At 64.7% G+C, this 27,000-nt stretch carries 33 protein-coding genes; 18 read left to right on the top strand and 15 right to left on the bottom strand.

Annotated elements, in window-relative coordinates:
* Nucleotides 1-3 precede the first annotated feature (3 nt).
* Both ubiB and RIB52_RS00615 read right to left on the bottom strand, forming a co-directional pair.
* Nucleotides 4-1,572 (bottom strand): 2-polyprenylphenol 6-hydroxylase, encoded by a 1,569-nt coding sequence (ubiB, locus tag RIB52_RS00620; RefSeq protein ID WP_350171849.1) that lies wholly within the window; start codon nt 1,570-1,572, stop codon nt 4-6.
* A 49-nt stretch (nt 1,573-1,621) separates the two neighbouring features.
* The gene (locus RIB52_RS00615) at nt 1,622-2,398 is read right to left on the bottom strand and encodes a class I SAM-dependent methyltransferase (RefSeq protein WP_350171847.1); all 777 of its coding nucleotides are present in this window, start codon (nt 2,396-2,398) and stop codon (nt 1,622-1,624) included.
* A 119-nt stretch (nt 2,399-2,517) separates the two neighbouring features.
* On the opposite strand from RIB52_RS00615, the gene mutM reads away from it, so the two are divergent.
* The 7 genes from mutM to RIB52_RS00580 all read left to right on the top strand — a co-directional run bounded on the left by mutM (nt 2,518) and on the right by RIB52_RS00580 (nt 8,124).
* On the top strand, nt 2,518-3,333 hold the full coding sequence (gene mutM, locus RIB52_RS00610; protein WP_350171845.1) for a bifunctional DNA-formamidopyrimidine glycosylase/DNA-(apurinic or apyrimidinic site) lyase: 816 nt from the start codon (nt 2,518-2,520) through the stop codon (nt 3,331-3,333).
* A 181-nt stretch (nt 3,334-3,514) separates the two neighbouring features.
* Nucleotides 3,515-3,775 (top strand): 30S ribosomal protein S20, encoded by a 261-nt coding sequence (rpsT, locus tag RIB52_RS00605; RefSeq protein ID WP_350171843.1) that lies wholly within the window; start codon nt 3,515-3,517, stop codon nt 3,773-3,775.
* Nucleotides 3,776-4,308: 533 nt separating this feature from the next.
* Nucleotides 4,309-5,712 (top strand): chromosomal replication initiator protein DnaA, encoded by a 1,404-nt coding sequence (gene dnaA, locus RIB52_RS00600; protein ID WP_502879430.1) that lies wholly within the window; start codon nt 4,309-4,311, stop codon nt 5,710-5,712.
* Nucleotides 5,713-5,854: 142 nt separating this feature from the next.
* A complete protein-coding gene (locus RIB52_RS00595) occupies nt 5,855-6,625 on the top strand; it encodes a HesA/MoeB/ThiF family protein (protein ID WP_350171839.1) in 771 nt (256 codons plus the stop codon).
* A gap of 92 nt (nt 6,626-6,717) precedes the next feature.
* The gene (locus tag RIB52_RS00590; RefSeq protein ID WP_350171837.1) at nt 6,718-6,867 is read left to right on the top strand and encodes a hypothetical protein; all 150 of its coding nucleotides are present in this window, start codon (nt 6,718-6,720) and stop codon (nt 6,865-6,867) included.
* A gap of 82 nt (nt 6,868-6,949) precedes the next feature.
* Complete coding sequence (locus RIB52_RS00585) at nt 6,950-7,336, top strand: YidH family protein (RefSeq protein WP_350171835.1); 387 nt, start codon at nt 6,950-6,952, stop codon at nt 7,334-7,336.
* A gap of 50 nt (nt 7,337-7,386) precedes the next feature.
* Complete coding sequence (locus tag RIB52_RS00580) at nt 7,387-8,124, top strand: tetratricopeptide repeat protein (RefSeq protein ID WP_350171833.1); 738 nt, start codon at nt 7,387-7,389, stop codon at nt 8,122-8,124.
* 8 nt (nt 8,125-8,132) lie between these two features.
* Here RIB52_RS00580 and RIB52_RS00575 read toward each other — a convergent pair whose 3' ends face one another.
* Nucleotides 8,133-8,834, bottom strand: coding sequence for an NAD-dependent deacylase (locus tag RIB52_RS00575; RefSeq protein WP_350171831.1), 702 nt, complete (start codon nt 8,832-8,834; stop codon nt 8,133-8,135).
* Between the two features lie 35 nt (nt 8,835-8,869).
* Here RIB52_RS00575 and dapB point away from each other — a divergent pair, with 35 nt between their 5' ends.
* The 5 genes from dapB (at nt 8,870) to RIB52_RS00550 (ending at nt 12,236) form a co-directional block, all read left to right on the top strand.
* Entirely contained in the window at nt 8,870-9,625 is a 756-nt protein-coding gene (gene dapB / locus RIB52_RS00570; RefSeq protein ID WP_350171829.1) for a 4-hydroxy-tetrahydrodipicolinate reductase, read from the top strand.
* Between the two features lie 32 nt (nt 9,626-9,657).
* Nucleotides 9,658-10,446, top strand: a complete 789-nt coding sequence (locus RIB52_RS00565; RefSeq protein WP_350171827.1) for a potassium channel family protein — start codon at nt 9,658-9,660, stop codon at nt 10,444-10,446.
* Nucleotides 10,443-11,093 carry an endonuclease III gene (gene nth / locus RIB52_RS00560; protein ID WP_350171825.1) on the top strand — a complete coding sequence of 217 codons (651 nt, stop codon included), beginning with the start codon at nt 10,443-10,445 and terminating at the stop codon, nt 11,091-11,093. The genes RIB52_RS00565 and nth overlap by 4 nt, the downstream gene beginning before the upstream one ends.
* A 130-nt stretch (nt 11,094-11,223) precedes the next feature.
* A complete protein-coding gene (locus RIB52_RS00555) occupies nt 11,224-11,643 on the top strand; it encodes a hypothetical protein (RefSeq protein ID WP_350171823.1) in 420 nt (139 codons plus the stop codon).
* An 83-nt stretch (nt 11,644-11,726) separates the two neighbouring features.
* On the top strand, nt 11,727-12,236 hold the full coding sequence (locus tag RIB52_RS00550; RefSeq protein ID WP_350171821.1) for a hypothetical protein: 510 nt from the start codon (nt 11,727-11,729) through the stop codon (nt 12,234-12,236).
* Here RIB52_RS00550 and RIB52_RS00545 read toward each other — a convergent pair.
* Nucleotides 12,217-13,473 (bottom strand): dicarboxylate/amino acid:cation symporter, encoded by a 1,257-nt coding sequence (locus tag RIB52_RS00545; RefSeq protein ID WP_350171819.1) that lies wholly within the window; start codon nt 13,471-13,473, stop codon nt 12,217-12,219. The genes RIB52_RS00550 and RIB52_RS00545 overlap by 20 nt on opposite strands.
* Before the next feature lie 7 nt (nt 13,474-13,480).
* The gene (gene dapE / locus RIB52_RS00540; protein WP_350171817.1) at nt 13,481-14,635 is read right to left on the bottom strand and encodes a succinyl-diaminopimelate desuccinylase; all 1,155 of its coding nucleotides are present in this window, start codon (nt 14,633-14,635) and stop codon (nt 13,481-13,483) included.
* Nucleotides 14,636-14,664: 29 nt separating this feature from the next.
* Between dapE and RIB52_RS00535 the strand changes: the two genes are divergently transcribed.
* The gene (locus tag RIB52_RS00535; protein ID WP_350171815.1) at nt 14,665-15,132 is read left to right on the top strand and encodes a cupin domain-containing protein; all 468 of its coding nucleotides are present in this window, start codon (nt 14,665-14,667) and stop codon (nt 15,130-15,132) included.
* On the opposite strand, the gene RIB52_RS00530 is transcribed toward RIB52_RS00535, so the two are convergent.
* Both RIB52_RS00530 and RIB52_RS00525 read right to left on the bottom strand, forming a co-directional pair.
* Nucleotides 15,129-16,034, bottom strand: a complete 906-nt coding sequence (locus tag RIB52_RS00530; protein WP_350171813.1) for a S1/P1 nuclease — start codon at nt 16,032-16,034, stop codon at nt 15,129-15,131. The two genes, RIB52_RS00535 and RIB52_RS00530, sit on opposite strands and share 4 nt — an antisense overlap.
* Complete coding sequence (locus RIB52_RS00525; protein WP_350171811.1) at nt 16,001-16,657, bottom strand: glutathione S-transferase family protein; 657 nt, start codon at nt 16,655-16,657, stop codon at nt 16,001-16,003. The genes RIB52_RS00530 and RIB52_RS00525 overlap by 34 nt, the downstream gene beginning before the upstream one ends.
* 137 nt (nt 16,658-16,794) lie before the next feature.
* Between RIB52_RS00525 and RIB52_RS00520 the strand changes: the two genes are divergently transcribed.
* Nucleotides 16,795-17,217: a VOC family protein gene (locus RIB52_RS00520; protein WP_350171809.1), complete on the top strand. Its 423-nt coding sequence runs from the start codon at nt 16,795-16,797 to the stop codon at nt 17,215-17,217.
* 3 nt (nt 17,218-17,220) lie between these two features.
* On the opposite strand, the gene RIB52_RS00515 is transcribed toward RIB52_RS00520, so the two are convergent.
* From RIB52_RS00515 to rpmH, 7 genes are all read right to left on the bottom strand, one after another.
* The gene (locus RIB52_RS00515; RefSeq protein ID WP_350171807.1) at nt 17,221-17,970 is read right to left on the bottom strand and encodes an SDR family NAD(P)-dependent oxidoreductase; all 750 of its coding nucleotides are present in this window, start codon (nt 17,968-17,970) and stop codon (nt 17,221-17,223) included.
* Nucleotides 17,960-18,790: an alpha/beta fold hydrolase gene (locus RIB52_RS00510; RefSeq protein WP_350171805.1), complete on the bottom strand. Its 831-nt coding sequence runs from the start codon at nt 18,788-18,790 to the stop codon at nt 17,960-17,962. Before RIB52_RS00510 ends, RIB52_RS00515 begins: the two co-directional genes overlap by 11 nt.
* A 94-nt stretch (nt 18,791-18,884) precedes the next feature.
* On the bottom strand, nt 18,885-19,565 hold the full coding sequence (gene yihA / locus RIB52_RS00505; RefSeq protein WP_502879427.1) for a ribosome biogenesis GTP-binding protein YihA/YsxC: 681 nt from the start codon (nt 19,563-19,565) through the stop codon (nt 18,885-18,887).
* On the bottom strand, nt 19,562-21,388 hold the full coding sequence (gene yidC / locus RIB52_RS00500; protein WP_350171803.1) for a membrane protein insertase YidC: 1,827 nt from the start codon (nt 21,386-21,388) through the stop codon (nt 19,562-19,564). Before yidC ends, yihA begins: the two co-directional genes overlap by 4 nt.
* Before the next feature lie 73 nt (nt 21,389-21,461).
* On the bottom strand, nt 21,462-21,671 hold the full coding sequence (gene yidD, locus RIB52_RS00495) for a membrane protein insertion efficiency factor YidD (RefSeq protein ID WP_350171801.1): 210 nt from the start codon (nt 21,669-21,671) through the stop codon (nt 21,462-21,464).
* 88 nt (nt 21,672-21,759) lie between these two features.
* Nucleotides 21,760-22,143: a ribonuclease P protein component gene (rnpA, locus tag RIB52_RS00490; RefSeq protein WP_350171799.1), complete on the bottom strand. Its 384-nt coding sequence runs from the start codon at nt 22,141-22,143 to the stop codon at nt 21,760-21,762.
* 129 nt (nt 22,144-22,272) lie between these two features.
* Nucleotides 22,273-22,407, bottom strand: coding sequence for a 50S ribosomal protein L34 (gene rpmH, locus RIB52_RS00485; RefSeq protein ID WP_034905346.1), 135 nt, complete (start codon nt 22,405-22,407; stop codon nt 22,273-22,275).
* On the opposite strand from rpmH, the gene RIB52_RS00480 reads away from it, so the two are divergent.
* Nucleotides 22,360-22,554: a hypothetical protein gene (locus tag RIB52_RS00480; protein WP_350172018.1), complete on the top strand. Its 195-nt coding sequence runs from the start codon at nt 22,360-22,362 to the stop codon at nt 22,552-22,554. The two genes, rpmH and RIB52_RS00480, sit on opposite strands and share 48 nt — an antisense overlap.
* Here the strand turns inward: RIB52_RS00480 and RIB52_RS00475 are convergent.
* Nucleotides 22,551-23,699 carry a hypothetical protein gene (locus tag RIB52_RS00475; protein WP_350171797.1) on the bottom strand — a complete coding sequence of 383 codons (1,149 nt, stop codon included), beginning with the start codon at nt 23,697-23,699 and terminating at the stop codon, nt 22,551-22,553. The genes RIB52_RS00480 and RIB52_RS00475 overlap by 4 nt on opposite strands.
* Nucleotides 23,700-23,844: 145 nt before the next feature.
* Between RIB52_RS00475 and RIB52_RS00470 the strand changes: the two genes are divergently transcribed.
* The 3 genes from RIB52_RS00470 to RIB52_RS00460 all read left to right on the top strand — a co-directional run bounded on the left by RIB52_RS00470 (nt 23,845) and on the right by RIB52_RS00460 (nt 26,998).
* Nucleotides 23,845-25,341: a YifB family Mg chelatase-like AAA ATPase gene (locus RIB52_RS00470; protein WP_350171795.1), complete on the top strand. Its 1,497-nt coding sequence runs from the start codon at nt 23,845-23,847 to the stop codon at nt 25,339-25,341.
* Nucleotides 25,323-26,069 (top strand): Crp/Fnr family transcriptional regulator, encoded by a 747-nt coding sequence (locus RIB52_RS00465; RefSeq protein WP_350172006.1) that lies wholly within the window; start codon nt 25,323-25,325, stop codon nt 26,067-26,069. Before RIB52_RS00470 ends, RIB52_RS00465 begins: the two co-directional genes overlap by 19 nt.
* Before the next feature lie 95 nt (nt 26,070-26,164).
* The gene (locus RIB52_RS00460) at nt 26,165-26,998 is read left to right on the top strand and encodes a hypothetical protein (RefSeq protein ID WP_350171793.1); all 834 of its coding nucleotides are present in this window, start codon (nt 26,165-26,167) and stop codon (nt 26,996-26,998) included.
* Nucleotides 26,999-27,000: the final 2 nt, after the last annotated feature.

Raw genomic sequence — 27,000 nt, 5'->3', positions numbered from 1 at the left:
GCGTCAGCCGAGCAGCCCGGTCGCCACCAGCGCCCATGTCGCGCCCGCGCCGATCGCGCCCGCCAGCAGGTAGCCAAGGATCGACCCGCCGCCGCCTTCGCTTTCGCGCCTCTCCGTAATGAGGCGGATATCGGGCAGCGGAGGCGGTTCGGGAGCGCCGCCCCTGGGCGGGAATTTCTCCTCCAGCCGCCGGATCAGGCCGGGCAGGCGTATCAGCGTTTCCGTATCCTCCTTCACCCGGTCAGCCAGCGCGGCTTCGGGTCCCAGCTCGTCCCTGATCCACGAGCGGACATATGGCGCAGCAGTGTCCCACATGTTGATGTCGGGATTGAGCTGGGTTGCGATCCCTTCGACCATGACCATAGTCTTCTGAAGCAGCAGCAGGTGGGGCTGCGTCTGCATATCGAAATCGCGGGTGATGGCGAACAGTCCGTCCAGCATCTGGCCGACGGAAAGCTCCTTGACCGGCTTGCCGCGCATCGGCTCGCCCACCGCGCGCAGGGCAGTCGCGAATTCGCCGACCGAATGATAGGACGGCACGTATTGCGCCTCGAAATGGATTTCGGCGACGCGCTGGTAATCGCCTGTCGTCAGGCCATAGAGGATTTCCGCCAGCCATTGCCGCGCGCGCCGGTCAATCCGGCCCATGATACCGAAATCGATAGCGACGATGGTTCCGTCACCTTCCACGAACAGGTTCCCCTGGTGCATGTCGGCATGGAAGAAACCGGCACTGATGGCCTGAGTGAGAAAGCTGATGACGAGCTTTTCGGCGATCGCAGGCAGGTCATACCCACGCTCGGCGAGCGCCGCAGTGTTCGAGATCTTGACCCCGTCGATCCACTCGATCGTCAGCACGCGACCATTGGTTCGGTCCCAGTCGATCTCGGGTATCCGATAGCCCCCGACACCGGCCATCTGTTCGGCAAGTTCGCTCGCCGAAGCAGCTTCGCGGCGCAGGTCGAGTTCGGAATTCGACCAGCGCTTGAAATTGGCGATGGTCAGTCGCGGGCGCAGGCGCGAGGCTTCGCCGCCCATCGCCTCGACATGGGCTGCGGCCCATTCATAGGTCTGGATGTCGCGCGCGAATTTCTGCCGGATGCCGGGGCGCAGCACCTTGATCGCGACCTTGCGGCCATCGCTCGTCACGCCCTTATGGACCTGCGCGATCGAGGCCGCCCCCACCGGCACCGGATCGACCTCGGCAAAAAGGTCCTCGAGCTTCTGCTCGAAGCTCGCCTCGATCTGCTCCCTGATTTCGTCGAAGGGGACCGGCGGAAGATTGTCCTGCAGGCTGAGCAGGTTATGCGCCGCCTCCTCGCCGACGAGATCGGGCCTGGTGGCGAGCGACTGGCCGAGCTTGATCGCCGCGGGCCCGATGGCGCGAAAGGCCCCCGCGTAATCGCGCGGACCCTTTGCGCTCGTAAAGGTCGCGAGCCGCGCCAGCTTGACCAAGCGCTTGAGCGCGGGCGGCGCGTTGGGGTCCTCTTCGATCCCCACCAGCGCACGGCGGCGGGCAAGTGTCGTTCCCCAATTGGCGAGGCGTAGCAGATGGATGGCAGGTGCGGTCATGTCAGGTCATTGCGCAAGAGGCGGGAAAAGGTTCCCTCAGGCTTGCCGTTCAAACCTTCCAGCCGGAATGGATCGCCACCAGCCCGCCCATGATCGGCTCGAACCTGGTGTTCATAAAGCCCGCCTTAGCGATCATCTTCTCGAAGTCGGCCATCCGGGGAAACTTGCGGATCGATTCGACAAGATAGCGGTAAGAATCGGCATCGCCCGCGATCACCTGACCCAAGCGCGGCAGGAGCTGGTCGGAATACAGGTCATAGGCCTGCTTCAGACCGGACCACTCGACGGTGGAGAACTCGAGGCAGAAGAACCGCCCGCCCGGCCTGAGCACGCGGTGGGCCTCGGCGAGCGCACGGTCGATATGGGTGACGTTCCTGATGCCAAAGGCGATGGTGTACGCATCGAAGGTGCTGGAGGCGAATTCGACCTCCTCCGCGTTCTGGCAGGTGAACACCAGGCTGCCCTCGTCCTCGCTGCTGCCGCGTTCGACGGCGCGCTCCGCACCGACATCGAGCATTTCCTGGTTGATGTCGGCGACCGTCACATGCGCCCCTCGCGCCACCATGCGAAAGGCGATGTCGCCCGTACCGCCCGCCATGTCGAGCACCTGCTCGCCAGGTTGCGGCTTCACGCGCCTGACGAAGCGGTCCTTCCACAGACGGTGCATGCCTGCCGACATGGCATCGTTCATGATGTCGTATTTCTCGGCGACGCTGGTGAAGACCGCGCCCACGCGGCGCGTCTTTTCCTCAGGCGTGACGTCCTCGTAGCCGAAGGAAACGGTTTCGGGGCCGGGATCGGTTCCGGCGGAGGCTGTATCGTTCATGGGCGCATGCCTTAGGGTGAATCGCTCCGCGGGCAAAGGCCTTGTGTTCGCTAGCGCGCAGGGCGAAAGCGAGGGCTCTTTTCCCGCGGCTACGATGCCGCCCAATCGCAAGCCTTCCGATGCCCGAACTTCCCGAAGTTGAAACCACCGTACGCGGCCTTGCCCGCTTCCTCGAAGGCGAGCGGATCACGCGCGTCACGGTCAACCGGCCGGACCTGCGCCGCCCCTTCCCACCCGATCTCGTGCAGGTGATGACCGGCGCGCGCGTCATCGCGCTGTCGCGGCGGGCGAAATACGGCCTGATCCATACCGATCGCGCGCGGACCCTGGTGTTCCACCTTGGCATGAGCGGGCGCTGGCGGATCGATCCTCCAGCACCCGACACGCACGATCATCTCATGCTCGAAACCGCCGATCATCGCTTCGCGCTGTGCGACCCGCGCCGCTTCGGCTCGGTCGATCTCATAGAGACGGGGGCGCTTGCGGCCTGGCCGCGATTCGCCGCGATGGGCCCCGAGCCGCTGGGCGGGGAATTGACCACAGAGCACCTGAAGGCCGCATTCTCCGGTCGCAAACAGGCAATAAAGCTTTGCCTGCTCGACCAGCGAGTCGTCGCAGGACTGGGCAACATCTATGTCTGCGAAGCCTTGTGGCGTGCGCGGATCCATCCGCGCAAGCCCGGCGGCAAGGTGACCGGGCCGCAGCTTGCCCGGCTCGTCCCGGCTATCCGCGAGGTGCTCGAAGCCTCGATCAGCGATGGCGGATCGACCCTGCGCGACTATGCCGGACCGACGGGAGAACTGGGCTATTTCGCGACCCGTTTCGATGTCTACGGACGAACCGGACAAGCCTGTCGGCGCGACGATGGCGGAACGATTCGCCGCTTTGCGCAAGGGGGGCGCAGCACGTGGTTCTGCCCGAAATGCCAGCGCTGAGCCGCCGTTGAGGCATGCTCGAGGGAATCGTTGACCTTTAGGTCATCCGGTTCTATGAGCCGCGTTTTCCGGCGATGGGACTGGCGCGTCCCGGTACCGCCGATCGATCCATTGACCGCAACCCGAACCCGCGAGCCGGCCGACAGGTCGCTCCGCCAAGACGCGAGACAGACGACACGACATGGCCAACACGCCGCAAGCCCGTAAGCGCATCCGCCGCAACAACCGCCGCGCGCAGATCAACACCGCCCGGATGAGCCGTATCCGCAACTTCATCAAGAAGGTCGAGACCGCGATCGAGGCGGGCGACAAGGATGCGGCAGCGAATGCCCTGCGGGCAGCCCAGCCGGAAATGCAGCGCGGCGTGGCCCGCGGCGTACTTCACAAGAACACTGTTGCGCGCAAGATGTCGCGCCTCTCGAAGCGCGTCTCGGCACTTTGACGGCAGCACAGATCGCCCCGTAGGGCGAATCATCGGCTGCCTATCAGACCTGATTTCGCCCGGCTCGCGAAGTGACGAGCCGATCGCTCCCGCACAGGGCTGCGCCGGTTCGGCGCGGCCCTTTTTCATGTGACAGATATGACCGCGACACGGGCGCGTAACGTTAGGATTTCCTGCGATTCGCGTCGGCTCGACATCGCTTCGGGAAGTAAAACAGGCACTTGGACGAAGGCCTGCGGGCTAGCGCCGAGTCAACAGGATTATTTCACTTTTTTTAAACGCACCTGCTTGCCTTGAAGGGCGAACGGGCCTTTATTTGCATCTCACTCGGGGCGGGACAGCCTGGGTTCTTGAAAGCTGATGGCAGGGTAAATCCCGAGGGAACACGCTTCTCGGGCCCGGATGGATATTGCCTGTCGAAAATTGGGTGCGACATCCGGGAAAGCTTCCGGGTGCGAGGACGAATTGGGGATGTGATGGTGCATAGAACAGACAAGGCGCGGGCCACGCGTCGCGCCAACCACGATGATCTTATGGAAGATGCCGAAGCCGTGAATCTCGCCGCCGACTGGTCCGATATCAGCCAGGGGCTGCGCAAGGATCTCGGGCATCAATTGCACAGCCAGTGGATCCGTCCGATCCAGCTGGGCGGCATCGACAAGGAGACCGGCACGCTCGATCTCTATCTGCCGACCGAATTCGCCGCCAACTGGGTCAATGACCGTTTCCGTGACCGGCTTCAGCTTGCCTGGAAGATCGCGCGCAGCGAAGTGCGCCAGGTGCGTATCCAGGTCCATCCGGGGCGCCGACAGCTGCCCGAACTCAATCTCGAGGATGCGCGCCGCCCGGCGAATGACGGGGCGAGCTCGATCGCCGTCGCAGCGGGAACGATCGGCGATTCGGGATTTACCGGATCGGTTGGGCTCGACCCCTCGCTGACTTTCGCCGCTTTCGTCACGGGCGAGGCCAACGTGCTTGCCTGCAATGCCGCGCAGCGCATGGCGGCGACGGAAAAGCCGCAATTCTCACCGCTTTATCTCAAGGCCGCGACCGGGCAGGGGAAGACGCATCTGCTCCATGCGATCGGCCATGCTTACCTGCAGGCCCATCCGCGCGCGCGCATATTCTACTGCTCGGCCGAGCGATTCATGGTCGAATTCGTGCAGGCGCTCAAAGCCAACCAGATGATCGAATTCAAGGGCCGCCTGCGCAGCTTCGACCTGCTGCTGGTGGACGACATCCAGTTCATCATCGGCAAGGCATCGGCGCAGGAAGAGCTGCTTTACACCATCGATGCCCTGCTCGCTGAAGGCAAGCGCCTCGTCTTTGCTGCAGACCGGGCTCCGCAGGCGCTCGACGGGGTTGAACCGCGCCTGCTCAGTCGCCTGTCGATGGGGCTGGTGGCCGACATCCATGCCGCCGATATCGAGCTTCGCAAGAAGATCCTCGAATCCAAGCTGTCGCGCTTCGCCCCGCTTTGCGTGCCCGAGGACGTGATCGATTTCCTCGCGCGGACCATCACTCGCAACGTGCGCGAGCTGGTCGGCGGGCTCAACAAGCTGATCGCCTATGCCCAACTTACGGGTCAGGACGTTTCGCTCCAGCTGGCCGAGGAACAGCTCACCGACATCCTTTCGGCCAATCGCCGGCGGATCACGATCGACGAGATCCAGCGCACGGTCTGCCAGTTCTATCGCATCGACCGGGCGGAGATGAGTTCCAAGCGCCGCGCGCGTGCCGTGGTCCGGCCGCGGCAGGTGGCGATGTATTTGTCGAAGGTGCTCACCCCGCGAAGTTATCCTGAAATCGGACGCAAGTTTGGCGGGCGCGACCATTCGACGGTTATCCACGCCGTCCGCCTCATAGAGGACCTGCGCCAGCGCGATGCCGACATGGACGGCGATGTGCGCAGTCTTTTGCGCCAGTTGGAAAGTTAGTTCGCACGCAAATCGCGCAGCTTTCGGGCAGGCTTGTCCACAGCCGGAGGCGCTTGCGGATATGTCGTACATCCACGCCTGATCGACAGGGTTATAGACAGCCCTGTCGACAGGCTTTGCACATGATGCCAACAGCCTTTGCATGAGCCTGTCACCGGCCCGCCTCGATCGCTTCGCGCGCCACATCGTCCTGCCGGAGATCGGCGGCGCGGGCCAGGTCGCGCTGGCGCGCAAGCATGTTGTCGTTACCGGTCTCGGCGGGATCGGCTCGCCCGCGCTGCAGTATCTCGCCGCCAGCGGGATCGGGCGCTTCACGCTGGTCGATGACGATGTGGTCGATGTTTCGAACCTGCAGCGCCAGACCATCTTCACCATGCGCGATGTCGGGCACGGCAAGGCGACGAGCGCGCGGCGCTGGCTCGCCAATTTCGACGATTCGCTCGGCATCGAGATCTCGGATGCGCGGATAACCTCGCACAACGCGCCCGGAATCGTCGAGGCGGCCGATCTCGTGCTCGACGGGACGGACAATTTCGCCACCCGGCTCGCCGTCTCCGATGCATGCGTCGCAAAGGGCGTGCCCTTACTTTCGGCTGCGGTCGGTCGATTTCAGGGCCAGGTCGGGGCCTTCGCCGGACACCTCGCCGAACAGCCGTGTTATCGCTGTTTCGTGGGCGATGCCTTCGACGCCGAGGATTGCGATACCTGCGCCGAAGACGGTATGCTCGGAGCAATGGCCGGCTGGACCGGGAGTTTTGCCGCGATGCAGGCGGTGCGGGTGCTGCTCGAGGGCGTGAGCACTTTCGGTCGGCCGCAATGGGGCCGGCTCCACCTCTTGGACGGAATGACCCCCGGGATGCGCACGCTCAATATCGCCAGGGACCCCGCCTGCAAGACCTGCGCCACGGACTGACGCAGCTCACGCTCGCCCTGCCGCAGGCAGCGCAGCGCATGGAACCGGCAAGTAATCCTTTCGTTGACCTTGGTGAAGGAAAGGATGAATTCATGACACTTCTCAATATCTTGATCCTCAGCGCCGGCGCGATCTTCGGATTTTCGCAGTGGCAGAAGATGAAGAAGAAAACTCCGGACGATCATCGCCCGAAACCCGAAGAAAAGTTCAAGGGCGGCGGGGAGCCGACCAGGGCGGGGTAATGCTCCCGCGCATCCACCGAAACCATGAAGGGCCGGCCCCTGCGCCGGCCTTTTTCATGCGCGTGTGCCGGGTGAAGCCACGATGACGGATGGTAAGGATCGCAACGAACTCGCAGAGGACCGGACCGACTGGGCCGAGGATCGCACGCTCATGGCGAACGAGCGGACTTTCGCCGGGTGGATGCGGACAGGGCTCGCCGCGGTCGGCATCGGGCTCGGGTTCAATGCGCTTTTCGGAAAGCTCGACCCGGTTTGGGTGGCAAAAGGTATAGCGACGCTTTTCATCGCGATCGGCGTGTTCGTCTTCTGGAGCGCGCAGCGCAATGCGCGGGCGGTGCAGAAACGGATGGATTCGCACGACGCATCGCCAATCCGCACTTCGAACATGAAACTGATCGCGGCCGCGATGGCCTTAGCGAGCATCTGCCTTGCCGCCGGGATCTGGGCGATCGACCTGCGAGGGCTTTAGCGGTCGCATTTCTACAAAGTCTCGCGCCGCGCCTGCGTTAGGTTGGCACCATGACCCGCTCCCTTCTATGCTTCGCCAGCGTTCTTACGCTCTTCGCCGCCGTGTTCGCGTTTCCGTTGTCGGCCCAGGCACCGCAAGAGGCCTACGAACGTGCGATCGTGGCTGAGGAACAGGGCGATTTCGACGGCGCGCGCAGGCTTCACAGCCAAGCCTGCGATGCCGATCACGCCCCCGCTTGCCGCGAGATGATCGTGATGCATCTCAAGGGGCGCGGCGGCCCGAAAAGCGACAGCGCGGCGCGAAGCATGGCGGAAAAAGCCTGCCGCCTCGGCTCCATCGACGGCTGCTCGATCCTCATGCAATTCGCTTACACGGCCAAGGGCGGACCCGCGGATTTCGGGCTGGTCCGGCGCTTGGGAAAGGCCGTCTGCAAGAGCGACGATGACGGCGACGCGATCTCGTCGCGCGCCTGCTTCCATTTCGGGCGAGCGCTTTTGACAGGCAAGGGGGGACCGACCGACCTGGCAGGAGCCGAGAGCGCGCTCACCCTCGCCTGCCGCGGCACGGTTCCTCAGGGCTGCACGCAACTGGCCGCGCTACACCTCGGTCGGCATGGCGGCCCTCGCAACGATGAGAGGGCGGCACGATTCCTCGCGCATGCATGCATTCGCGGCGAGAAGGACGTCTGCGACATCTACGATTCGGACCCGATTTCCATGCGCAAACGGGCTACAGAGGCATGCGAGGCGGGTGACAAGGGAGCCTGCCTCACCCTTGAACGGCCCTGAACACCGGATCAGCTCCCCAGCACCTCGTCCACCCATTGCGGCACGATCTCGCCCGCGCGGCCGTGGCGCGATTCGGTGAAGAAGCGGCTGCCTTCCGAGGGTTCCAGATTGAGCTCGAGCGTGCGTGCGCCGTTCATCAGCGCCTCCTGCACAAAACCCGCCGCCGGATAGACCGCGCCGCTCGTCCCGATGCTCACGAAGAGGTCGCACTCGCCAAGCGCGGCGTAGATCCGCTCCACCCGGTAGGGCATTTCGCCGAACCACACGACGTCCGGCCGCAAGGTCGGCGCCTGGCAGACGGGGCATGCGGGCCGGTCCAGCAGCGGCACATCGAGCGGCGAGCGCATTTCGCACGCGGTGCACAGCGCGCTCGACAATTCGCCGTGCATGTGCAGCACGTCCCTCGACCCGCCGCGTTCGTGCAGGTCGTCGACATTCTGCGTCACCAGAAGCAATTCGCCCGGAAACTCGGCCTCCAGCCGCGCGAGCGCGCGGTGCGCCGGGTTGGGCTCGACCGATTTCAGCGCCGCGCGCCGCGCATCGTAGAAGCCGAACACGAGATCAGGATTGCGCGCAAAACCTTCGGGCGTTGCGACGTCCTCGATCCGGTGGCGCTCCCATAGCCCGCCCGCATCGCGAAAGGTGTCGATCCCGCTTTCTGCGGAAATGCCAGCGCCTGTGAGGATGACGATACGCTCGAACTTTGCCATGAACGCCTTTGACCACAGGAGGCGGAGCGGAAGCAATGGCGCAAGGGGCTGACAGCGAGACGACGCGGCGATTCGCCGTGATCGGGCACAAGGGCCGAATGGGCCGCGCGATCGCGGCGGCGATCGAGGAAGCAGGCCACGAATTCTGCGTCGGGGTCGATCAGGGAGGCGACCCCGAGCCGCTGCTCGGCCAGTGCGACGTGGCGGTCGATTTCTCTGCGCCCGGCGGACTGAAAGCGAGCCTTGCGGCGGCGGAGACGGCAGGCATCCCGATCCTGATCGGCACGACGGGTCTCGACGAGACGCATTTCACCCTGATTGCCGAGGCCGCGAAGACGATCCCCGTCCTTCAAACCGGGAATACCTCGCTCGGCATCACGTTGATCGCCCATCTCGTGCGCGAAGCAGCGGCGCGACTCGGGCCCGAATGGGACATAGAGGTGCTGGAGATGCATCACCGAATGAAGGTCGATGCGCCCTCGGGAACGGCGAAATTGCTGGGAGAAGCGGCGGCCGAAGCGCGCGGAATCGCACTCGCCGACAATACGGAAAGCGGTCGGCATGGCCATACCGGCGAACGCGGCCGCGGTACGATCGGTTTTGCCACCCTGCGCGGCGGGACCGTCGCGGGCGAACACAGCGTCATCTTCGCCGGCCCGCAGGAACGCATCACGCTCGCCCATTCGGCCGAGGATCGCGCGATCTTCGCGCGCGGCGCCGTGAAGGGCGCGCTTTGGCTGACCGACCAGGGGCCGGGCCGCTACCGGATGGAGGACGTGCTGGGCCTGTGACCGGATCGGAAAGCGGCCTTGCAAACGCGCCCATGACCCTTCGCGCAAAGACCTATCGCCAGCTCTTCGCCTCGGCGCGAAGCGACGGTCATCTGACAGCATGCGACCGAGTGATCGTCGTCGCGATTCTCGCCTCGGTTGCGGTCGCGATCATAGGGACGGAAAAGACCTTCGCCGCCGAGAACCGAAGCGCGATCCTGTGGGCCGAATTTGGCTTCGGGATCTTTTTCCTGGGCGAATATTGCGCGCGGCTCTGGTCGGTCGCGGAATGCCCCGGACCGCACGGCGACTGGACGAAACGACTGCGTTGGATGCGTTCCTTTTTCGCGCTGATCGACCTGTTCGTGGTCGTCGTCACGCTTGTACCTTTCGCGTTGATGGGTGCCCCGATCCTGCGCCTTCTCAGGCTGCTGCGGCTCGCCGCGCTGCTCAAGTTCGGGCGGTTTTCGATGGCATTGAAGGCGCTCGGATCGGCGGTGATCGAACGACGCTACGATCTCTACGTGACCGGCGCACTCGCCATGGTCCTGTTGCTGAGCGGGGCGACCGCGCTCTACTGGGCGGAAGGCACGGTGCAACCCGATGCCTTCGGCTCCATCCCGCGCGCCATGTGGTGGTCGGTCATCACCCTGACGACGGTCGGATATGGCGACGTGTCCCCGATCACTCCACTCGGCAAGATGCTTGCCGCCGTCGTCGCGGTGGGCGGGATCGCGCTGGTCGCCATGCCTACGGGAATCATTGCGGCGGCTTTCTCCGATGCGATGCAGACCTATCGGGAAAACCTTCCCCCGCCCGATCAGGATCACACGACGCCATGACGAAAGACCAGATCTTCGAGTTCTTCCGCCGTCTGGCCGAGGACAATCCCGAACCCGAAACCGAGCTGGAATACGGCAATGCCTATCAGCTCGTCGTCGCGGTCGCGCTGTCGGCACAGGCGACCGATGTCGGCGTAAACAAGGCCACGCGCGCCCTCTTCGAAAAGGTCCGGACCCCGCAGGACATGCTGGATCTCGGGCTGGAGGGGCTGACACAGCACATCAGGACCATCGGGCTGTTCAATTCCAAGGCCAAGAACGTCATCGCGCTCTCGCAAATGCTGGTCGACGACTATGGCGGGGAGGTCCCAGCCACGCGCGAGGATTTGGTGAGGCTTCCCGGGGTCGGGCGCAAGACCGCCAATGTCGTCTTGAATTGCTGGTTCCGGCAGGAAACCTTTGCCGTCGACACCCACATACTGCGCGTCGGCAACCGGACCGGCCTTGCCAAGGGCAAGACCCCCGAACAGGTCGAGGCGAAGCTGGAAAAGCGCGTGCCGCAGCCCTTTCGCCTACACGCTCATCACTGGCTGATCCTGCATGGCCGTTATGTCTGCAAGGCGCGCACGCCCGAATGCTGGCGCTGCCAAGTGGCGGATCTGTGCAGCTTCCGCAAGAAAGTGCCGGAGAAGCCAAAGCACCGCTGACCCGCGCCGGTGTTAGCATTTCCATATGCGGGAACCTTGCCTTGGTGCTAGTTCTTTCATGGACAGGGGAGACGAGTTCAGGCCCGGCCCGGGCATTTCGCGCAGGGTCGCGTCCGGAGAGGAAAGCCAGATGAAAACCACCTTGATCGTAGCCGCCCTGCCCTTGTTCGCGCTGGCCGGTGCCTGCGCACCGATGGAGGAAGGCGAACGCTCCGATGAGCCCACCGCCTATGATCCGCCCGTGCGTGTGGTGGGCGAGCCGCGCAATTGCATCCCGCTCGCGCAGATCCGCCAGACCCCGGTGCGCAGCGATGATGTGATCGATTTCGAGATGCGCGGCGGGCGCGTGTACCGCAACGTCCTGCCCAATTCCTGCCCGCAATTGGGGCTATGGGAATCCTTCACTTACGACACCGAGATCAGCCGGCTGTGCAGCGCTGAGATCATCTACACGCTCCAGCAGATCGGCGGCGGAGTACAGCGGGGCGCGGGCTGCGGCCTCGGGCAGTTCGTACCGGTCGAATATGTCGACGAGGACGAGGCAAACTAGACGGCCCCTTTCCCGCTTAATCGACCATTCAGCGAAATGAAGTCACCCTTCGCTCGCTCGCGCACTGACAGGGAGCACCGCCGATGAACTGTCTCGGACCAGGCATGGCGACAGGCGTCGCGCTCGCTCTCACCGCCTTAGCAACGGGTTGCACCAGCGTGGCACCTAGCGGCTCTTCCCAGCCCGTCGCGGCGCTCGAAGAACGGATCGACAATTCGCGCCTCTGGCCCAAGGAGGCGAGCGTTTTCGTGCGCGGCGAGGGTGAGCCCAAAAGCTGCCTGCAAACCGCCGACACCGTTTTCGTCGTCAATGACGAGGATAGCCTCATGTTCATGAATGACGGCCGGTTTTATCTCAATCGGCTGCAAAGCGCTTGCGACAACGTGCTGGTTTCGGGCTTCACTCAGCCTGCGGGCTTCGGCCGGAGACAGGTCTGCTCGGGCATGAGCGTAACCCTGCCTGACAAGTTCGGCGGCTTTCCCAACGCCCAATGCCATCTCGGTGCTTTCGAACCGCTCGAACTGGCAGAGCCGGGCGACACGGGGGAAAGGATCGTGCTGAACGCGGGCGAAACTATACGTCGTCCGCGCTGATCATCTCGGCCCGGTCGAGCTCGCCCGTCAGGCTCGCCACCGTGGTCGCCACTGCCGCGTCGCCGCTGACATTGGTCGTCGTCCTCATCATGTCCATGATCCGGTCGACCCCGGCCACCAGCGCGATGGTTTCGAGCGGTACGCCGACAGCGCCAAAGACGAGCACCATCATGATCAGCCCCGCGCCCGGGATCCCCGCTGCGCCGATCGCGCCGAGTGTGCCGAGGATAGAGATAGTGAAATAGTCGGCCCAGCTGAGATCCACGCCGAAGGCCTGCGCGCCGAACAGGGTGGCGAGGCCGAGATACATCGCGGTCCCGTTCATGTTGATCGTCGCGCCCAATGCGATGATGAAGCTTGCGACCGAATTGGAAACGCCAAGGTTCCGCTCGGCGCAGCGCAGCGTTACGGGCAGCGTCGCATTGGAACTCGCGGTCGAATAGCTGACCGCGATCGCATCGGCGATGCCCCGGAAGAAATCGATCACGGGAAGCCGCGCGATCAGCTTGATCATCCCACCATAGATGAAGGCTATGATCAGCACGCAGCCGAGATAATTGAGGCTGACAAGGATGCCGAGCGCCTGCAGCGCCTCGAGGCCCAGCGTGCCGGCCACCCACGCCATCAGGGCGAAGACGCCGAAAGGGGTCAGCTCCATCACGATCATCGTCACTTTCTGCATGACGACGCTGCCGCTTTCGAAAATTTTCAGGACCGGCTCGCCCTCCTCCTTCGCCATCAGGATCCCGATCCCGATCAGCAGCGAAAAGACGATCAGAGGCAGGACATTGACATCCGCCATGACCTGCACCGGGCTCGAGGGTACGACCTCGAGGATCATGTCGGAAAAGCTTTGTGCGTTCTCCCGGCGGTCATTGGCCCTGTCGAGCGCCGCCTCATCGAGCGTCATGCTGCGCGCATCAATCCCCGATCCGGGCGTGAGAAGGGTGCCGATCGCAAGGCCGAGCCACACCGCGATCTGTCCGGTGACGATGAATATGAGAAGCGCGCGCCAGCCGACGCTACCCAGCTTCCTCAGATCCCCGATGCTGGCAACGCCCGCGACAAGGCTGAAGAATATCAGCGGCACGACCAACATCTTGATGAAGGCGATAAAGATGTCGCCGATGATCTTGATACTTTCCGCCTCCGGTCCCCACAGGAACCCGACCACGATGCCAAGGACGAGCGCGCCGATCACGCGCTGCCACAAGGGAATGGCGAACCATGTTTTCATGCGCAGATCAGACCCCCTGCTTGAAATCCAGCGCCAGCGCGCCTTGGGCAATGCGCGCATAAATGCGCGCCAGCTTATCGAGGTCGGGGATGGCCACGGCCTCGTCACGTTTGTGCATCGTCGCATTGCACAGGCCGAACTCGATCACCGGGCACACGGCGCGCAGGAACCGCGCGTCTGACGTGCCGCCCGTGGTCGATTGCTCGGGCGGGATGCTGGTTTCGGCCTCGATCGCTTCGGCGACGAGATGCGAGAAGGGTCCCGGTTCGGTCAGAAAGGGCTCGCCCGAAATGATCGGCAGCGCGCTCCCACCGTGCTTTTCTGCGATGGCGACGACGCGTTCCGAGAGGCTTGCCCCCGAATGCAGGTCGTTGAATCGGATCGAGATGCGGGCCTTGGCCTGAGCCGGGATGACGTTGTGCGCCCGGTTCCCGACCTCGATATCGGTGATCTCGAGATTGGAGGGCTGGAACCAGTCCGTGCCCGTATCGAGCACCAACGCATCGAGTTCGGCCAGCATCGCGACCAGTTTGGGGATCGGATTGTCGGCGAGATGCGGATAGGCGACGTGGCCCTGGACGCCTTCGACGGTCAGCCAGATATTGACCGAGCCACGCCGCCCGATTTTCATCACGTCGCCCAGCCGACTCACGCTTGTGGGTTCGCCGACGAGGCACAGGTCGGGCCGGATGTCCTCGGCATTCATGTAATCGATCAGAGCGCGCGTGCCATGAAGCGCCGGCCCTTCCTCGTCGCCGGTAATGATAAAACTGATCGTCCCCGCCTCGCGCGGCACTTCGGCGGCTGCACTGACCATGGCCGCGATCGCGCTTTTCATGTCGACCGCCCCGCGCCCGTGGAGCAATTCGCCGCGAATGGCCGGCTCGAAGGGCTCGGTAGCCCAGCCTTCCCCCGGCGGGACCACGTCGAGGTGGCCCGCAAAGGCGAAATGGGGCGCCCCCTTCGGCCCCCGACGAATGGCGAACAGATTTTCGACCGGGGCCTCGTCGCTGCCTTGCGGGCCATCTCCCCGGATAAAGCGATGGACGGCGAAACCGAGCGGGGCCAGGATCGCTTCCAGTTCATCGAAGACGGTGCCTGTTGCGGGTGTCACGCTGGGCGCGGCGATAAGCCGCTTGGCAAGTTCGAGGGTTTTGCTCATCCTCTACTCGCTAGCAGGAGAACGCGCCCATGCCCAAGCTCGATCTGGCGTCCATCAAACAGACCAATGCGACGGGCTATCCCGCGCCTTTCGATGAGACCGTGCGGGGCCGCCACTATCGCAGACTCGCGCCTCTTGCGGGCCTTACCCGGATGGGGGCGAGCCACGTCGTGCTCGAATCGGGCGCATGGTCCTCGCAGCGGCACTGGCACAGCGAACTGGACGAGCTCGTGGTCGCGATCTCGGGCGAGGCCGTGCTGGTCGAGGATGACGCAGAAACCCCCGTTCGCGCGGGCGATGTGCTCGCCTGGGCTGCAGGTGATGCGAACGGGCACCACCTTCAGAATCGTTCCGAAGAGCCCTTCGTCTATGTCGCCATCAGCGCCGGTGAGGCCGCGCGCGACGAAGGGGTCTATCCCGATATCGACATGACCTTCGGCCCGGGCGGCTATTACCGCAAGGACGGCACCCGCTACGCCACCGAGCGCCTGCCCTAACGGCGTTCGGTCGGCGGCAACGGTCCGGGGGCGAAGGCGCTCTCGAGAAGTTCGGCGATACGTATGCCGGCCTGCTGCACGCGGCGCTTCGCAATCGGCACGCCGCGCACGATGTCGTCCTGTGTAAGTTTCGTTTCCTTGGGCAATTCGCTCTCGCACACATTCTCTGTGTCGAAGGCAGTCGGGTAGACGAAGCTGCGGCTGATCTGCCAGCTCTCGCGGCCCCATTCGGCGGGCGTGCCGCCTCCCAGTTTCGCCGATTCAGCGGCGGAATAACGGCGCACCACCGGGTCGGCGGGGTCGCTGATCGCACGCTCGGCAAGCGGGCCGTCCCAGATGCGGTGCAGGTTCAGGCCCGGCTTGATCCCGTAAGCGGCCCTGCGGTCATTGCCGCCGCGATCGCCCTTGTCGCCCGAATGAAGCGGCATGTGCACGTCGCCTACGAAATGGACCATGAAGGCGAGCGCTTCGAGCCGGACATGGTCGGGCAGGCTTTCATCGGCGAGCACGCGGTGGGCGCGCTCGATCTGGCCGGTAACGCAGGACCCGCCAGGGCAGTTGGCGCGCGCGTCATACGCCTCGCAGATCGGCGCCGTGCGGTAATGCCAAGCCGCAGTGTAACCCCAGCGCCAATAATCGCGCCGGATGCAATCGGGCCATACGCTCGCATCCTCGATCGTCGCCAGCGAACAGTCGGGTGTGCCCACGAGCTTTTCCGAAGCCATCAGGCGGCGGATGCCGGCGCGCGTTTCGGGGGAAACATTGGCCTCGGCGATCTCGGCGGTCTTGCGGTGCGCATAAAAACCCCAGGCCTGCGCCGCACTGGGCAGCAGCGCGCTCGCCAAAAGCGCCAGCAGCGCCGCCGTGCTCACATGGCCGTTTCGTATTGCTCGATCACCCATTGTTCGTTTTCCGCCGCCTCTATCCAGCTTTGCATCCAATCATGTTCCCACACCGCCTGCATGTAGCCCTGCGCAAAACCGGGAACCGGAACCGCATAGGTTATGAAGCGCGAGACCACGGGCGCGTAGACGATGTCCGCTGCGCCGAACGTTCCGAACAGGAACGGCCCGCCCTTGCCGTGACGCGCGCGAGCCTCCGCCCACAGGCCGAGGATGCGCACGATATCGTGGCGGGTCTGCGCCGTCACGTCACCCGGCTGGATACGGCGGCGGATATTCATCGGCATTTCGCTGCGCAGCGAGCTGTAGGAGGAATGCATTTCGGCAACCATCGCCCGGGCCATGCCGCGCGCGACCTCGTCCTTCGGCCAGAAACGCTCGCGCCCGACCTTGTCGGCGAGATATTCCATGATCGCGAGACTGTCCCAGATTACCGCGTCACCGTCCCACAGGATCGGGACCTTCCCGCTCGAGGGCTGCATTTCGTCATGCTTCGCCCGCTCCCATTCCTCGCCCTTCATGGGCACGATAATCTCATCGAAATGGAGGCCCGACTGCTTGGTCGCGAGCCAGCCGCGCAACGACCAGCTCGAATAGTTCTTGTTGCCGATGATGAGCTTCATGGCTTTCCTGCTCCACCTTGCGGACGCCACGTCTGGAAAGGCGGCGCACTGCCATTTCCGCAGGTAGGCATACAGGCTTGGGCTGTCGAGGTTGATCGGGCTAGACGGACTCGCAGCAACCGGAGATTCGATCAGCCATGACCCTGCCCCCGTTCCATCTCGCCTTCCCGGTAGACGACCTTGCCGCCGCGCGGCGATTCTACGGCGAAGTCATGGGCTGCGTCGAGGGTAGGTCATCCGACGACTGGGTAGATTTCGACTTTCATGGCCACCAGCTCGTCGCCCACCTCGCTCCCGGCGGGGCGGGCGACCGGGCGAACAACCATGTTGACGGCCACGGTGTCCCGGTTCCGCATTTCGGGCTGGTTCTCGAAATGGCTGTTTGGGAGGCGCTCGCCGAGAGGCTTCGCGGGGCCGGGTGCGAGTTCGTGATCGAGCCGACCGTGCGCTTCAAGGGCAGGCCGGGCGAACAGGCGACGATGTTCCTGCGCGATCCGGCGGGCAATGCGCTCGAATTCAAGGCTTTTGCGGACCAGGGCCAGCTGTTCGCGGCCGGGTGAACATCACGCCGTGCGCCCGCCGTCTATCGGAAGAACGGCGCCGTTCATGAAGCCAGGGGCCTCACGCAGGAGCCAACAGACAAGATCGGCGATCTCGCCCATCTCGCCGAAGCGCTGAGCAGGGGTCGCCAGCCGCAGGCTTTCGAACAGTTCGGGCATGTTCGCTTCGAAGGCGCGGAATTTCTCGGTCGCGATGATGCCTGGCGCAATCGCGTTGATGATCATCCCCTTGTCGGCATAGTCGAGCGCGGCCGAGCGGGTGAGACCGATGAGGCCCCATTTGGCGGCGGAATAATCGCTCATCGCCTTCGTCCCGCGCAGGCCCCCGGTCGAGGCGGTGTTGACGATGCGCCCCCCGCCGCCGCGCAGCATCAGCGGGATTTCATGGCGCATGAGGTGAAAGACCGATGTCAGGTTGACCGCGAGCGTTGCCTCCCAGCGTTCGGGCGGGGTTTCGTGCAGCGGCGAATCGCCAAGCGTGTCGCCGAGATTGTTGAACGCCCCGTCGAGCCGCCCGTGCGCGCTGCCGATCCGATCGATCAAGGCCGCAACGCTGGCGGAATCGGTTCCGTCGAAGGCCATCGCCTCGGAGCTTCCTCCGGCGGCCTCGATTTCGCCCGCCAGTTTCTCGAGTTCATCCAGCCGCCGCGCTGCGACCACCACATGGTCCCCTGCATCGCCGAGCGCGAGCGCGGCTTGCCGTCCCATGCCCGAGCTTGCCCCGGCAACGAGATGGATCGGTCTATCCGGCATCGATGTCCTCCAGAAACGCGTCGATCGCCGCGGCCTTTGCTGCCGGTCCGTCGCGGCCGTGCGCAAACCGCGCGCCCTTCACCAACCGCGCGACCTCCTCGCTCGCCGGGTCGAGCGCCCCGCTCCCGTCGCAGAGCACAAGCACCGGCAGGTCGAGTCGCGCCAGCGCGGAACGCACCTCGTGGCGAAAGACTGCCTCGTAAGGGAGGTGATAGACTTCGAGATTGTTCAGCACCTCGAGCGTGAGATCGTGCAACAAACGGGGGTCGAGATCTCCGCCTGCGCGAAGGTGGGCAGCATCTTTCTCGAAATGGGGAAAGAAGATCATCTGGTCGCGGATGAAGTGCCAGGCCCAGTGGAACTGGCTGCCGGTTGCATCCGGCGCCCTGCGCGGCGCGTACCGTGCCAGGAAGTCGGCGCGGGTCGCATCGTCCAGCAACGCCACCCCGTCGAGCACCAGGCCTGCAACCCGGTCGGGCTCGGCAAGCGCCCATTCTATCGCGACATGCGCCCCGGTATGCGTGCCATACAGAGCCAGCCGACCTATCCTGAGATCGCAGGAGGCGCGCGACAGCATGTCAGCGAATTCGGCTATGGCCGGCGCGGATGCGCGCGGGGCGCAGGAATGGCCGTTGCAGGGCGTATCGAAAGCAACAAGATCGCGCGCCTCGCCCATGGCCAACATCAATCCCTCGAGCGAGCGCGAGGAAGACGGCGAGGCATGGAGCATGGCAAGGGGCACGGCCCGTCCTGCACCCGAACGTCGGCGAAGGTGGATCTGCCCTTCCTCGATCCCCGCATAGGCCTTCTCTATCCGCATTGCGCCCCCTTGCTTGGCCCGGAAGGCTAGGAAAGCAACGCGACGAGCGACAAGCGGTGCATGCCTCTGTCCGCACAGCGAGGAGGACCGGCCGCTATTCGAACCAGCTCTCGCCCATTGCATCGGCAACCACCGACGCCCGCAAAGCGGCAATGCCCATGCCTTTTTCCGCACTGGTCAGATGCAATTCGGGAAAGGCCGCCGGGTGCTTGCGTGCCTCCTCGGCGACCCGGTCGGCGACTCGCTCGAGCTCGGACGCCTTCACCTTGTCGGCCTTGGTCAGCACGATGCGATAGCCGACAGCCGCCTCGTCGAGCATCCGCATCATTTCGCGGTCGATGTCCTTCAGACCGTGGCGGCTGTCGACCAGCACGAGATTGCGCGCGAGCACCTGCCGCCCGCGCAAATAGCTTTTCACGAGGGTCTTCCAGCGTTCGACCACCTTCACCGGGGCCTTGGCAAAGCCGTATCCGGGCATGTCGACCAGCCGGAAATGCGTCGGCTCGCCCACCTCGAAGAAATTGAGCTCCTGAGTGCGGCCAGGCGTGACCGACGCGCGGGCGATCGACTTGCGACCTGTCAGCGCGTTGAGAAGCGAGGACTTGCCGACATTGCTGCGCCCGCAGAAGGCGATTTCGGGCACGGTCGGATCGGGCAGGAATTTCAGCTGCGGAGCCGAGAGCAGGAAATCCACCCGACCCGAAAACAGCCGCGAGGCGGCGACTTCACGAAGCTGGCGCGCGCGCTCGCCCGCCGCATCGGCTGCATCGCTCACGCCTTGCCCTTCTTGGTGTCCTTGCCCTCATCCGCCTTCTTTTTCGCCATGTCCTGCTTGTCCTTCTCCGCCTGCGCGCGAAGCTGGGGATGGCGTGAATAGAGATAGCTCTGCTGGGCCAGCGTGAGAATATTCGATGTCACCCAGTAAAGCAGCAAGCCCGCGGCGAACGGCGCCATGACGAACATCAGGATCCACGGCATGATATTGAAGATCTGCTGCTGCATCGGGTCCATGGCCGAAGGATTGAGACGGAAGGTGAGCCACATCGTCACGCCCAGCAGAATCGCCAGCGGCCCGATCGCGAGAAAGCCGACGACCTCATAGGGCAGCAGGCCGAACAGGTTGAGGATATGCGCCGGGTCGGGCGCGGACAGGTCGCGGATCCACAGCGCGAAGGGTTCGTGGCGCATGTCGATCGCGAGGATCAGCACCTTGTAGAGCGCGAAGAAGATCGGGATCTGGACGAGAAGCGGCAGACACCCGGCAAGCGGGTTGACCTGCTCGTCTTTATAAAGCTTCATGATCTCCTGCTGCTGCTTCTGCTTGTCGTCCTTGTAGCGCTCCTGGATAGCCTTCATCTTGGGCTGGACGGCCTTCATCTGCGCCATGCTGGAGAACTGCTTTTGCGCAATCGGGAAAAGCAGGCCGCGGATCACCACCGTCATCAGGATGATCGCGACACCGAAATTGCCAACCAGCGCATTAAGATTGCGCAGCAGCCAGAGCAGCGGCTTTTCGAGGATCTGGAACCAGCCCCAGGAAATCGCGAGCCCGAAATTCTCGATGCCGAGTTCATCGGCATAGGTGTCAAGCAGCTCGCTCTCCTTGGCGCCGACGAACAGGCGGGTTTGCTGCGTCAGGGTTTCTCCCGCAGGGACCGGCTGCGCGTCATAGCGCAGTTCGGTGCTGAACAGGTCATCGCCCAGCGAATAGAATCCCGCCCGGTTGACCTCTCCCGCGCCTTCGCCGGGGATGAGCGCGGAAAGCCAGTAGCGATCGGTAAAGCCGAGCCATGCCGGATTGCCTGCCGGCGTATCGCGGCCGAGCTCTGCCAGTTCCTCGTAATTGTTACCGTCGAACAAGGTGCCGCCGAAGACTCCGACCGGCCCGGAATGGACAAGGAATTCGTCGGCCGTGGCGGTCCGGGCAGTGCGCTTGAGCAGCGAAAAGGGCTGGACGATGGCGCCGTCGGAGCCGGTATTCGCAACGCTGTGGCGCGCGGTGATCATGTAATTGTCGTCGATCGCGAGCGCGATCCGATAGGTCAGGCCGTCTGCAGCCTGATGGGTAAGCGTGACCGGTGTTTCAGGCGTCAGCCGTTCGCCGCTTGCCTGCCACAGCGTATCGGCGGGCAGTTTACCATTGCCGGTGACGAAACCAAATTCCGCGAAATGCTGCACTTCGGTGCGGTCGGGCGCGAACAGGCGGACGGGACCGGAATCCTTGTCGACGCTTTCACGATGGTCCTTGAGCACGATGTCGTCGATCCGCGCGCCGACCAGATTGATCGAACCCGCCACGCGCGGCGCGTCGATCGCCACGCGCGTCTCGCTGGCGAGGGCGGACGACAGGTCGACCGGCCCGCTCATCGCAGCAGGCTGGTCGGTTGTGGCTGCATCGCGGGTGCCGCTCACAAGGTCGCCAGACGTCCCTGCCTCCTCGGCCCCTGCCCCAACCGCCGAAGCGGCGGGGGCATCGTCGCCCGGGGTCACCGCTTCGCTGATGGAGGCCTCCGGATAGAAAAAGCGCATGCCGTAATCCCATCCCACGATCAGCAGGAAGGAAAGCGCCGCGGCGATGACGAGATTGCGAGTGTCCAAGGGATCTTTTTCCGAAGTGGTTTTTCGTCTGTTCTGGCGGGTTGCCCGCAATGGCGCGGACCGGCGGGCGCCCTCAGGGTACCGGATCGTATCCGTGCCCACCCCAAGGATGGCAGCGCATTAGCCGCTTAATCGCCATCCATCCACCCTTGAGCGCGCCATGGCGCGACAGCGCCTCAATCGCGTATTCGCTACAAGACGGCGCGAAGCGGCAGGTCGGCGGCAACAGGCGCGAGGGTCCGAGCTGCCAAAAACGGGCGATCACGATGAACAGGTGTTTCATGGGCGCGCACGCTCCGCTTCTTGCTTTTGCCCAAAAGCCTACATCGCTCGGCTCGCCCGGTCCATGGCGGGCCGCCTTTCGGGCGACCTCATGCAGGCTTCCCGCCACGCGCGCCGTGCCGCGGGCGGCGCCCCCTTCCGGGGTCCGACCGCCCGTCACGAGCTCGCGCCAACGCATCTATCAATTCGCACTGGATGAGATGAAAATCGCGCTCCACTCCGCCGCTGCGCCCGATCAGTACGTGGTCGTGATCGGCGAGACCATGTTCGGGCAGCACCGCACGAAGCAATTCGCGAAATCGTCGCTTCATCCGGTTTCGCACCACCGCATTGCCGATCTTCTTCGTGACCGTGATGCCGTAGCGCATGCCTTGGCCGCCATTGGGCCGTGTCAACAGGACGAATCCGGACCGCGCATTGCGCAGCCCGCGATTGGCGGCAAGAAAATCGGCGCGCCGGGTGAGCACCTTCATGGGATCAGCTCTCGCCGAGACGCACAAGCCCCCGAAAGGGGGGCTTGAGAAGACAGGGAACAGGAACGACGACCGCGCCCGCCCAGTATGTCGCCGGGCGCGCGGGACTTCGCCCGCACGCCGACCGCATCAGGCGGAAAGCTTCTTGCGACCGCGACGGCGACGCAGGCGCAGAACCTTGCGACCGCCCGGGGTCGCCTTGCGGGCGAAAAAGCCGTGTCGACGCTTGCGCACGAGATTGCTGGGCTGGAAAGTCCGCTTCATATCATCCTCGATATCGTGGTCGGGCCGGAGTGCGGCGAGGCGCTTTATCCGATCCGGGAAACGCTGGGCGCGATCTCGAGACTTTGCTCGATCGTCACCCGGACAAGCCCGGCGCGTTATGGGATAGCTGTGACCGAGTCAAGCTAGGTACTGCGCAACGCCGTGCCGCTCCACGCGAATATCGTATGCGTGAGATCGGCATAATCGATACTCGGCAAGCCCTGCCCAACCGGCGAGGCGGCGACACTGCCAAAATCCTGAACCGGTGCCTGCGCAACGGCAGGCGGTAAGGCGAGGGGCGGCTCGTCGAGATTGACGGGCGGAACCAGCGCGGCGATGGTTCGCGCTGCACGGCGTTGCCGCGTCGGCGCGATCCATGCCCGCATTTCGTCGGCCCGCAGCCACAGGGCGCTCGAATGCGGAACCGAATTGGTCATCGCGTAGAAATCCCGGGCGCGCTGCTCACTCAGGCCCATTTCGACATAATAATTGATATACATGCGATGCGCCGGAGCGTTGGGGGCGAAGTCGTCGGCTTCGCGCCCCTGGCTATCGAGCCAGCTGTGTACAGCGAATCGTGCGCCCGGCTCGATCGTGCGCTGGCTGCCTGCAAGGAACAGCTCGACCGCCCCCGAGCGCACGGATCCCCCCTCGGGTACATGGGTAGCAAGACCCGCCTCGCGGATCCGGCGGCCGAGAGCGAGGTTGGCGATGTCATGATCGGTGCCGGGCGCATCGACCATCTCGATCACCTCGAGCGCAGGAAAATCCCGCAGCATCGCGTCGAACAGGCGGGGCGTGTGGGCATCGGTCGCTCCGACCAGCACGGCACGCTGCGGATCGGTGACGCGGAAAGGTCCATAGGCCGCAATCATTTCGCGCCCCGGAATTCCGGAAATCGGCTTCGGCCCGACCGCGGGCACGGCAAAGGATTGCCGCTGTTCGAAACCGAGCCGCGCCCGATTGCTGGGGCCGGATCGGTCGGCGGACGGGCCGACTATCGCGGTCGCAGGCCGGACGGCAGGCTCGGGGTCATCCACGGACGGGCCCTGCGTCGCGCCGGAGCGGACTTCGCTCACCCTGACCCACCGCCGAGCGGCCGGATCCCACTCCTCAACCCAGCTCTGGCGCAGCATGGTGCGAGTGCTGGCTTGCCCGAAAACCGCACCCGCTGTGCTGGCGACCGACGGCTGGTCGGCATCCATGCGCTCCTGCGCATGCAGCGCGTCCGCGCTCACGAGGAACTGGCAGGCAGCAAGAAGGGCGGCAGCAATGGCGGCAAGTCTTTGCATGCCCGAGTTTTGCGACAGGCGCTGCTTCGAATTGCTTCAGAAGCAGGATTAACACGGCAAACTCGACTGCCTTGTGATGTCTCGACAAGGCGTTCAACAGCCTGCACTATTCTCCTTAACGCGGGGGCGGAAAAGGGAGTAATGTGTGGTCGCGCTGGTAAGAACGGTCGCCTATCTCGGACTCGAGGCTCGCCGTGTCGAAGTGCAATGTCAGGTGGCCTCGGGCCTGCCGCGATTCGCGATCGTCGGGCTCGCCGACAAGGCGGTGAGCGAAAGCCGCGAACGGGTGCAGGCGGCGCTTTCCGCGATGGGCCTGTCGCTGCCGCCCAAACGGATCACGATCAACCTTTCGCCCGCCGACCTGCCCAAGGACGGGTCGCATTACGACCTGCCGATCGCGCTTGCCCTGCTCGCCGCGATGGGCGTGACCGATGCCGAACAGCTGGGCGACTGGATCGCGGTCGGCGAACTCGCGCTGGACGGGCGGATCGTCGCGAGCCCGGGCGTACTGGTGGCCGCGCTCCATGCGAGCGAGGCGGAAGCGGGCCTGATATGCCCCGCCGAACAGGGCCCCGAAGCACGCTGGGCGAGCGGTATTCCGGTGCTGGCGCCAAAGGATCTTGCCTCCCTGCTATCCCACCTCAAGGGCTCGACCGTTCTGCCCGAACCGGAACGCGGCGGCATTGCCGATGCCCCGCCGGCGCCCGACCTGAAGCAGGTCAAAGGACAGGAAACCGCCAAGCGCGCGCTCGAAATCGCGGCGGCGGGCGGGCACAACCTGCTGATGGTCGGCCCTCCCGGATCGGGCAAGAGCCTGCTGGCAAGCTGCCTGCCCGGGATCCTGCCCGAACTGACGCCTGCCGAAGCGCTGGAGGTGTCGATGGTGCAGTCGGTCGCGGGCGCGCTTGAAGCGGGACAGATCAGCCGTGCCCGCCCGTTCCGCGCGCCGCATCATTCGGCGAGCATGGCCGCGCTCACCGGTGGCGGGCTCAAGGTGCGGCCCGGCGAGGTCAGCCTTGCTCACCTGGGCGTCCTGTTCCTCGACGAGCTTCCCGAATTCCAGCGCGACGTGCTCGATTCGCTGCGCCAGCCGCTCGAGACCGGGCAGGTCGACATCGCGCGCGCGAATGCCCATGTCACCTTTCCCGCGCGGGTCCAGCTGATTGCGGCGATGAATCCATGCCGCTGCGGCCATGCAGGCGAACCGGGGCACGTGTGCGCACGCGGGCCGCGCTGCGCGAGCGAGTACCAGGCGCGCCTGTCGGGCCCGTTGCTCGACCGGATCGACCTCCATGTCCATGTCGCCGCGGTATCCGCGATGGATCTTGCCCTGCCGCCTCCGTCCGAAAACAGCGCGGCGGTCGCGGCACGGATCGCGGCGGCGCGCGAAGTGCAAAAGGTGCGCGGGGTGCGATCGAATGCCGAGCTGGAAGGCGAAACGCTCGAACACTCCGCCGCGCCCGACGAAGCGGGTCGCGCGCTGCTGATGCAGGCGGCGGAAAAGCTGCGCCTGTCCGCGCGCGCCTATACTCGGATGCTGAGGGTGGCGCGCACGGTGGCAGATCTCGCGGGTAGCGATGGCGTGGCAAGAGTCCACATCGCCGAAGCGTTGAGTTATCGCCAATTCATCGGCACCAGATAGAACCGGACCCGCGCGCCATACCTTTCGACCCCGCCTGGCTGATCCAGATCGCCGCCGCGCTGATGCTGTTCGCGTTCTTCATCCGTGACGAGCTGCCGCTGCGCTCGCTCATCATCGTTTCCACCCTTGTATATATCGGCTATTACTATCTCGCGCTCGATCCGCCGCTGTGGGACGCGATTGTCACCAGCGTGCTGATGATCTTCGCCAATCTCTATGTGCTCGCGCAGGTCCTGCTCGAGCGAACGACCTTCCGCCTGTCTGAGGACGAAAGGCGCCTGTTCGATGCCTTCGAGACGCTCACGCCCGGCCAGTTCCGGCGCATCCTGAAGATCGCCCGCTGGCGTATGGCCGAAGATCCCGAAGGCACGGTGCTCACCCGCGAGGCCGAGCCCACCGATGCGCTGTTCTTCGTCTTCGAGGGGATCGTCTCGGTGCAGAAGGGCGACCGGCTTTTCCGGCTGCCCGAGGGCAATTTCGTCGGTGAGATCGCCTTCGTGCTGCGGCGTAAAACCACGGCAACTGCGGTCGCTCCGCAGGGTGTGCGCTATGTCGAATGGGATGCCGAAGCACTTCGCCGGATCGGAAAGCGTCATCCCGGCCTGGGAAATGCGCTGAACGCACTTCTCACCCGCGATCTCGCCAAGAAGCTGGGTGCGAGTTACCGGCCGGACGATGCCCTGCCGCCGACACGCGAATCGGTCGAGCTGCTCGGGGCGGCTGAGTGAGAAAGCGGCCAGATCGCCTCGCCCGGCAGATCGATTCTGCCATTCGCGGCAAATCCTGCTAGCGAGTGGCGCGCCCCCTCCCGCACGAGCCAAGCTTGCCCGACCTGTCCCCGCCCCTTGTTGATCAGCCCAAGAGCCATCCCGCAGCCGACACTGCCGAGGATGGTGCGCTCCGCCGCAGAATAGCCGGAATCGCGGCGACACTGATTGCCGAACTGGCGGTGATCGCGCTCTTGCTCACCCTCGGATGGAACGTCGTCGACGGGCAGCCCGATTCGCCCGCCCCCGTCACCTTCGAAGCGCGCAACGTGGCGCAGGAGCCTCCCGCCGAAGTCGACGAGCCGGAGCCGCAGGCCGATGAAAGCGAGGCCGAGCCGGTCCCCCGGCCTCCCGAACCGGAAAGCGCCGAGCAGCCGCCGATCGAACCACCCGAATTGCCGCTCCCCCCGGCCCTGGAACCGCCCCGCCTGCCCACCGTGCCGCGCCCCGAACCGCCGCCCGCCCCAGCCAGAGCAGAGCCCGAGCCTTCCCGGCCGAAGGCGGTGATCAGGCCCGGAAGGAATTACGGCCCGGTCGATACCGGCCCGCCCGGCGCGGCGAATGACAGCGAGCGGGTCGGCACCGCGCCCAATGGCGAGCCGATGTATGCCGCGCGCTGGTATCGCGAGCCGACGCGGCAGGAACTCGCGGGCTACCTCTCGACAGCCTCCGGCCCGGGCAGCGCGCTTATCGTGTGCCGGACCGTGCCCGACTTCCGGGTCGAGGATTGCGAATTGCTCGGCGAAGCTCCGCGAGGATCGCAAATCGGGCGCGCCGTGCTGGCCGCCGCATGGCAATTCCGCGTGCGACCCGCGATCGTCGGGGGCGAGTCGCAGGTGGGATCGTGGGTGCGGATCCGGATCGACTACCGGCAGGTCATCCGGCGCTGAGG

The sequence above is a fragment of the Erythrobacter sp. genome (assembly GCF_040217515.1).
Classification (GTDB): Bacteria; Pseudomonadota; Alphaproteobacteria; order Sphingomonadales; family Sphingomonadaceae; genus Erythrobacter.
This window is presented reverse-complemented; position numbering and strand designations above follow the sequence as displayed.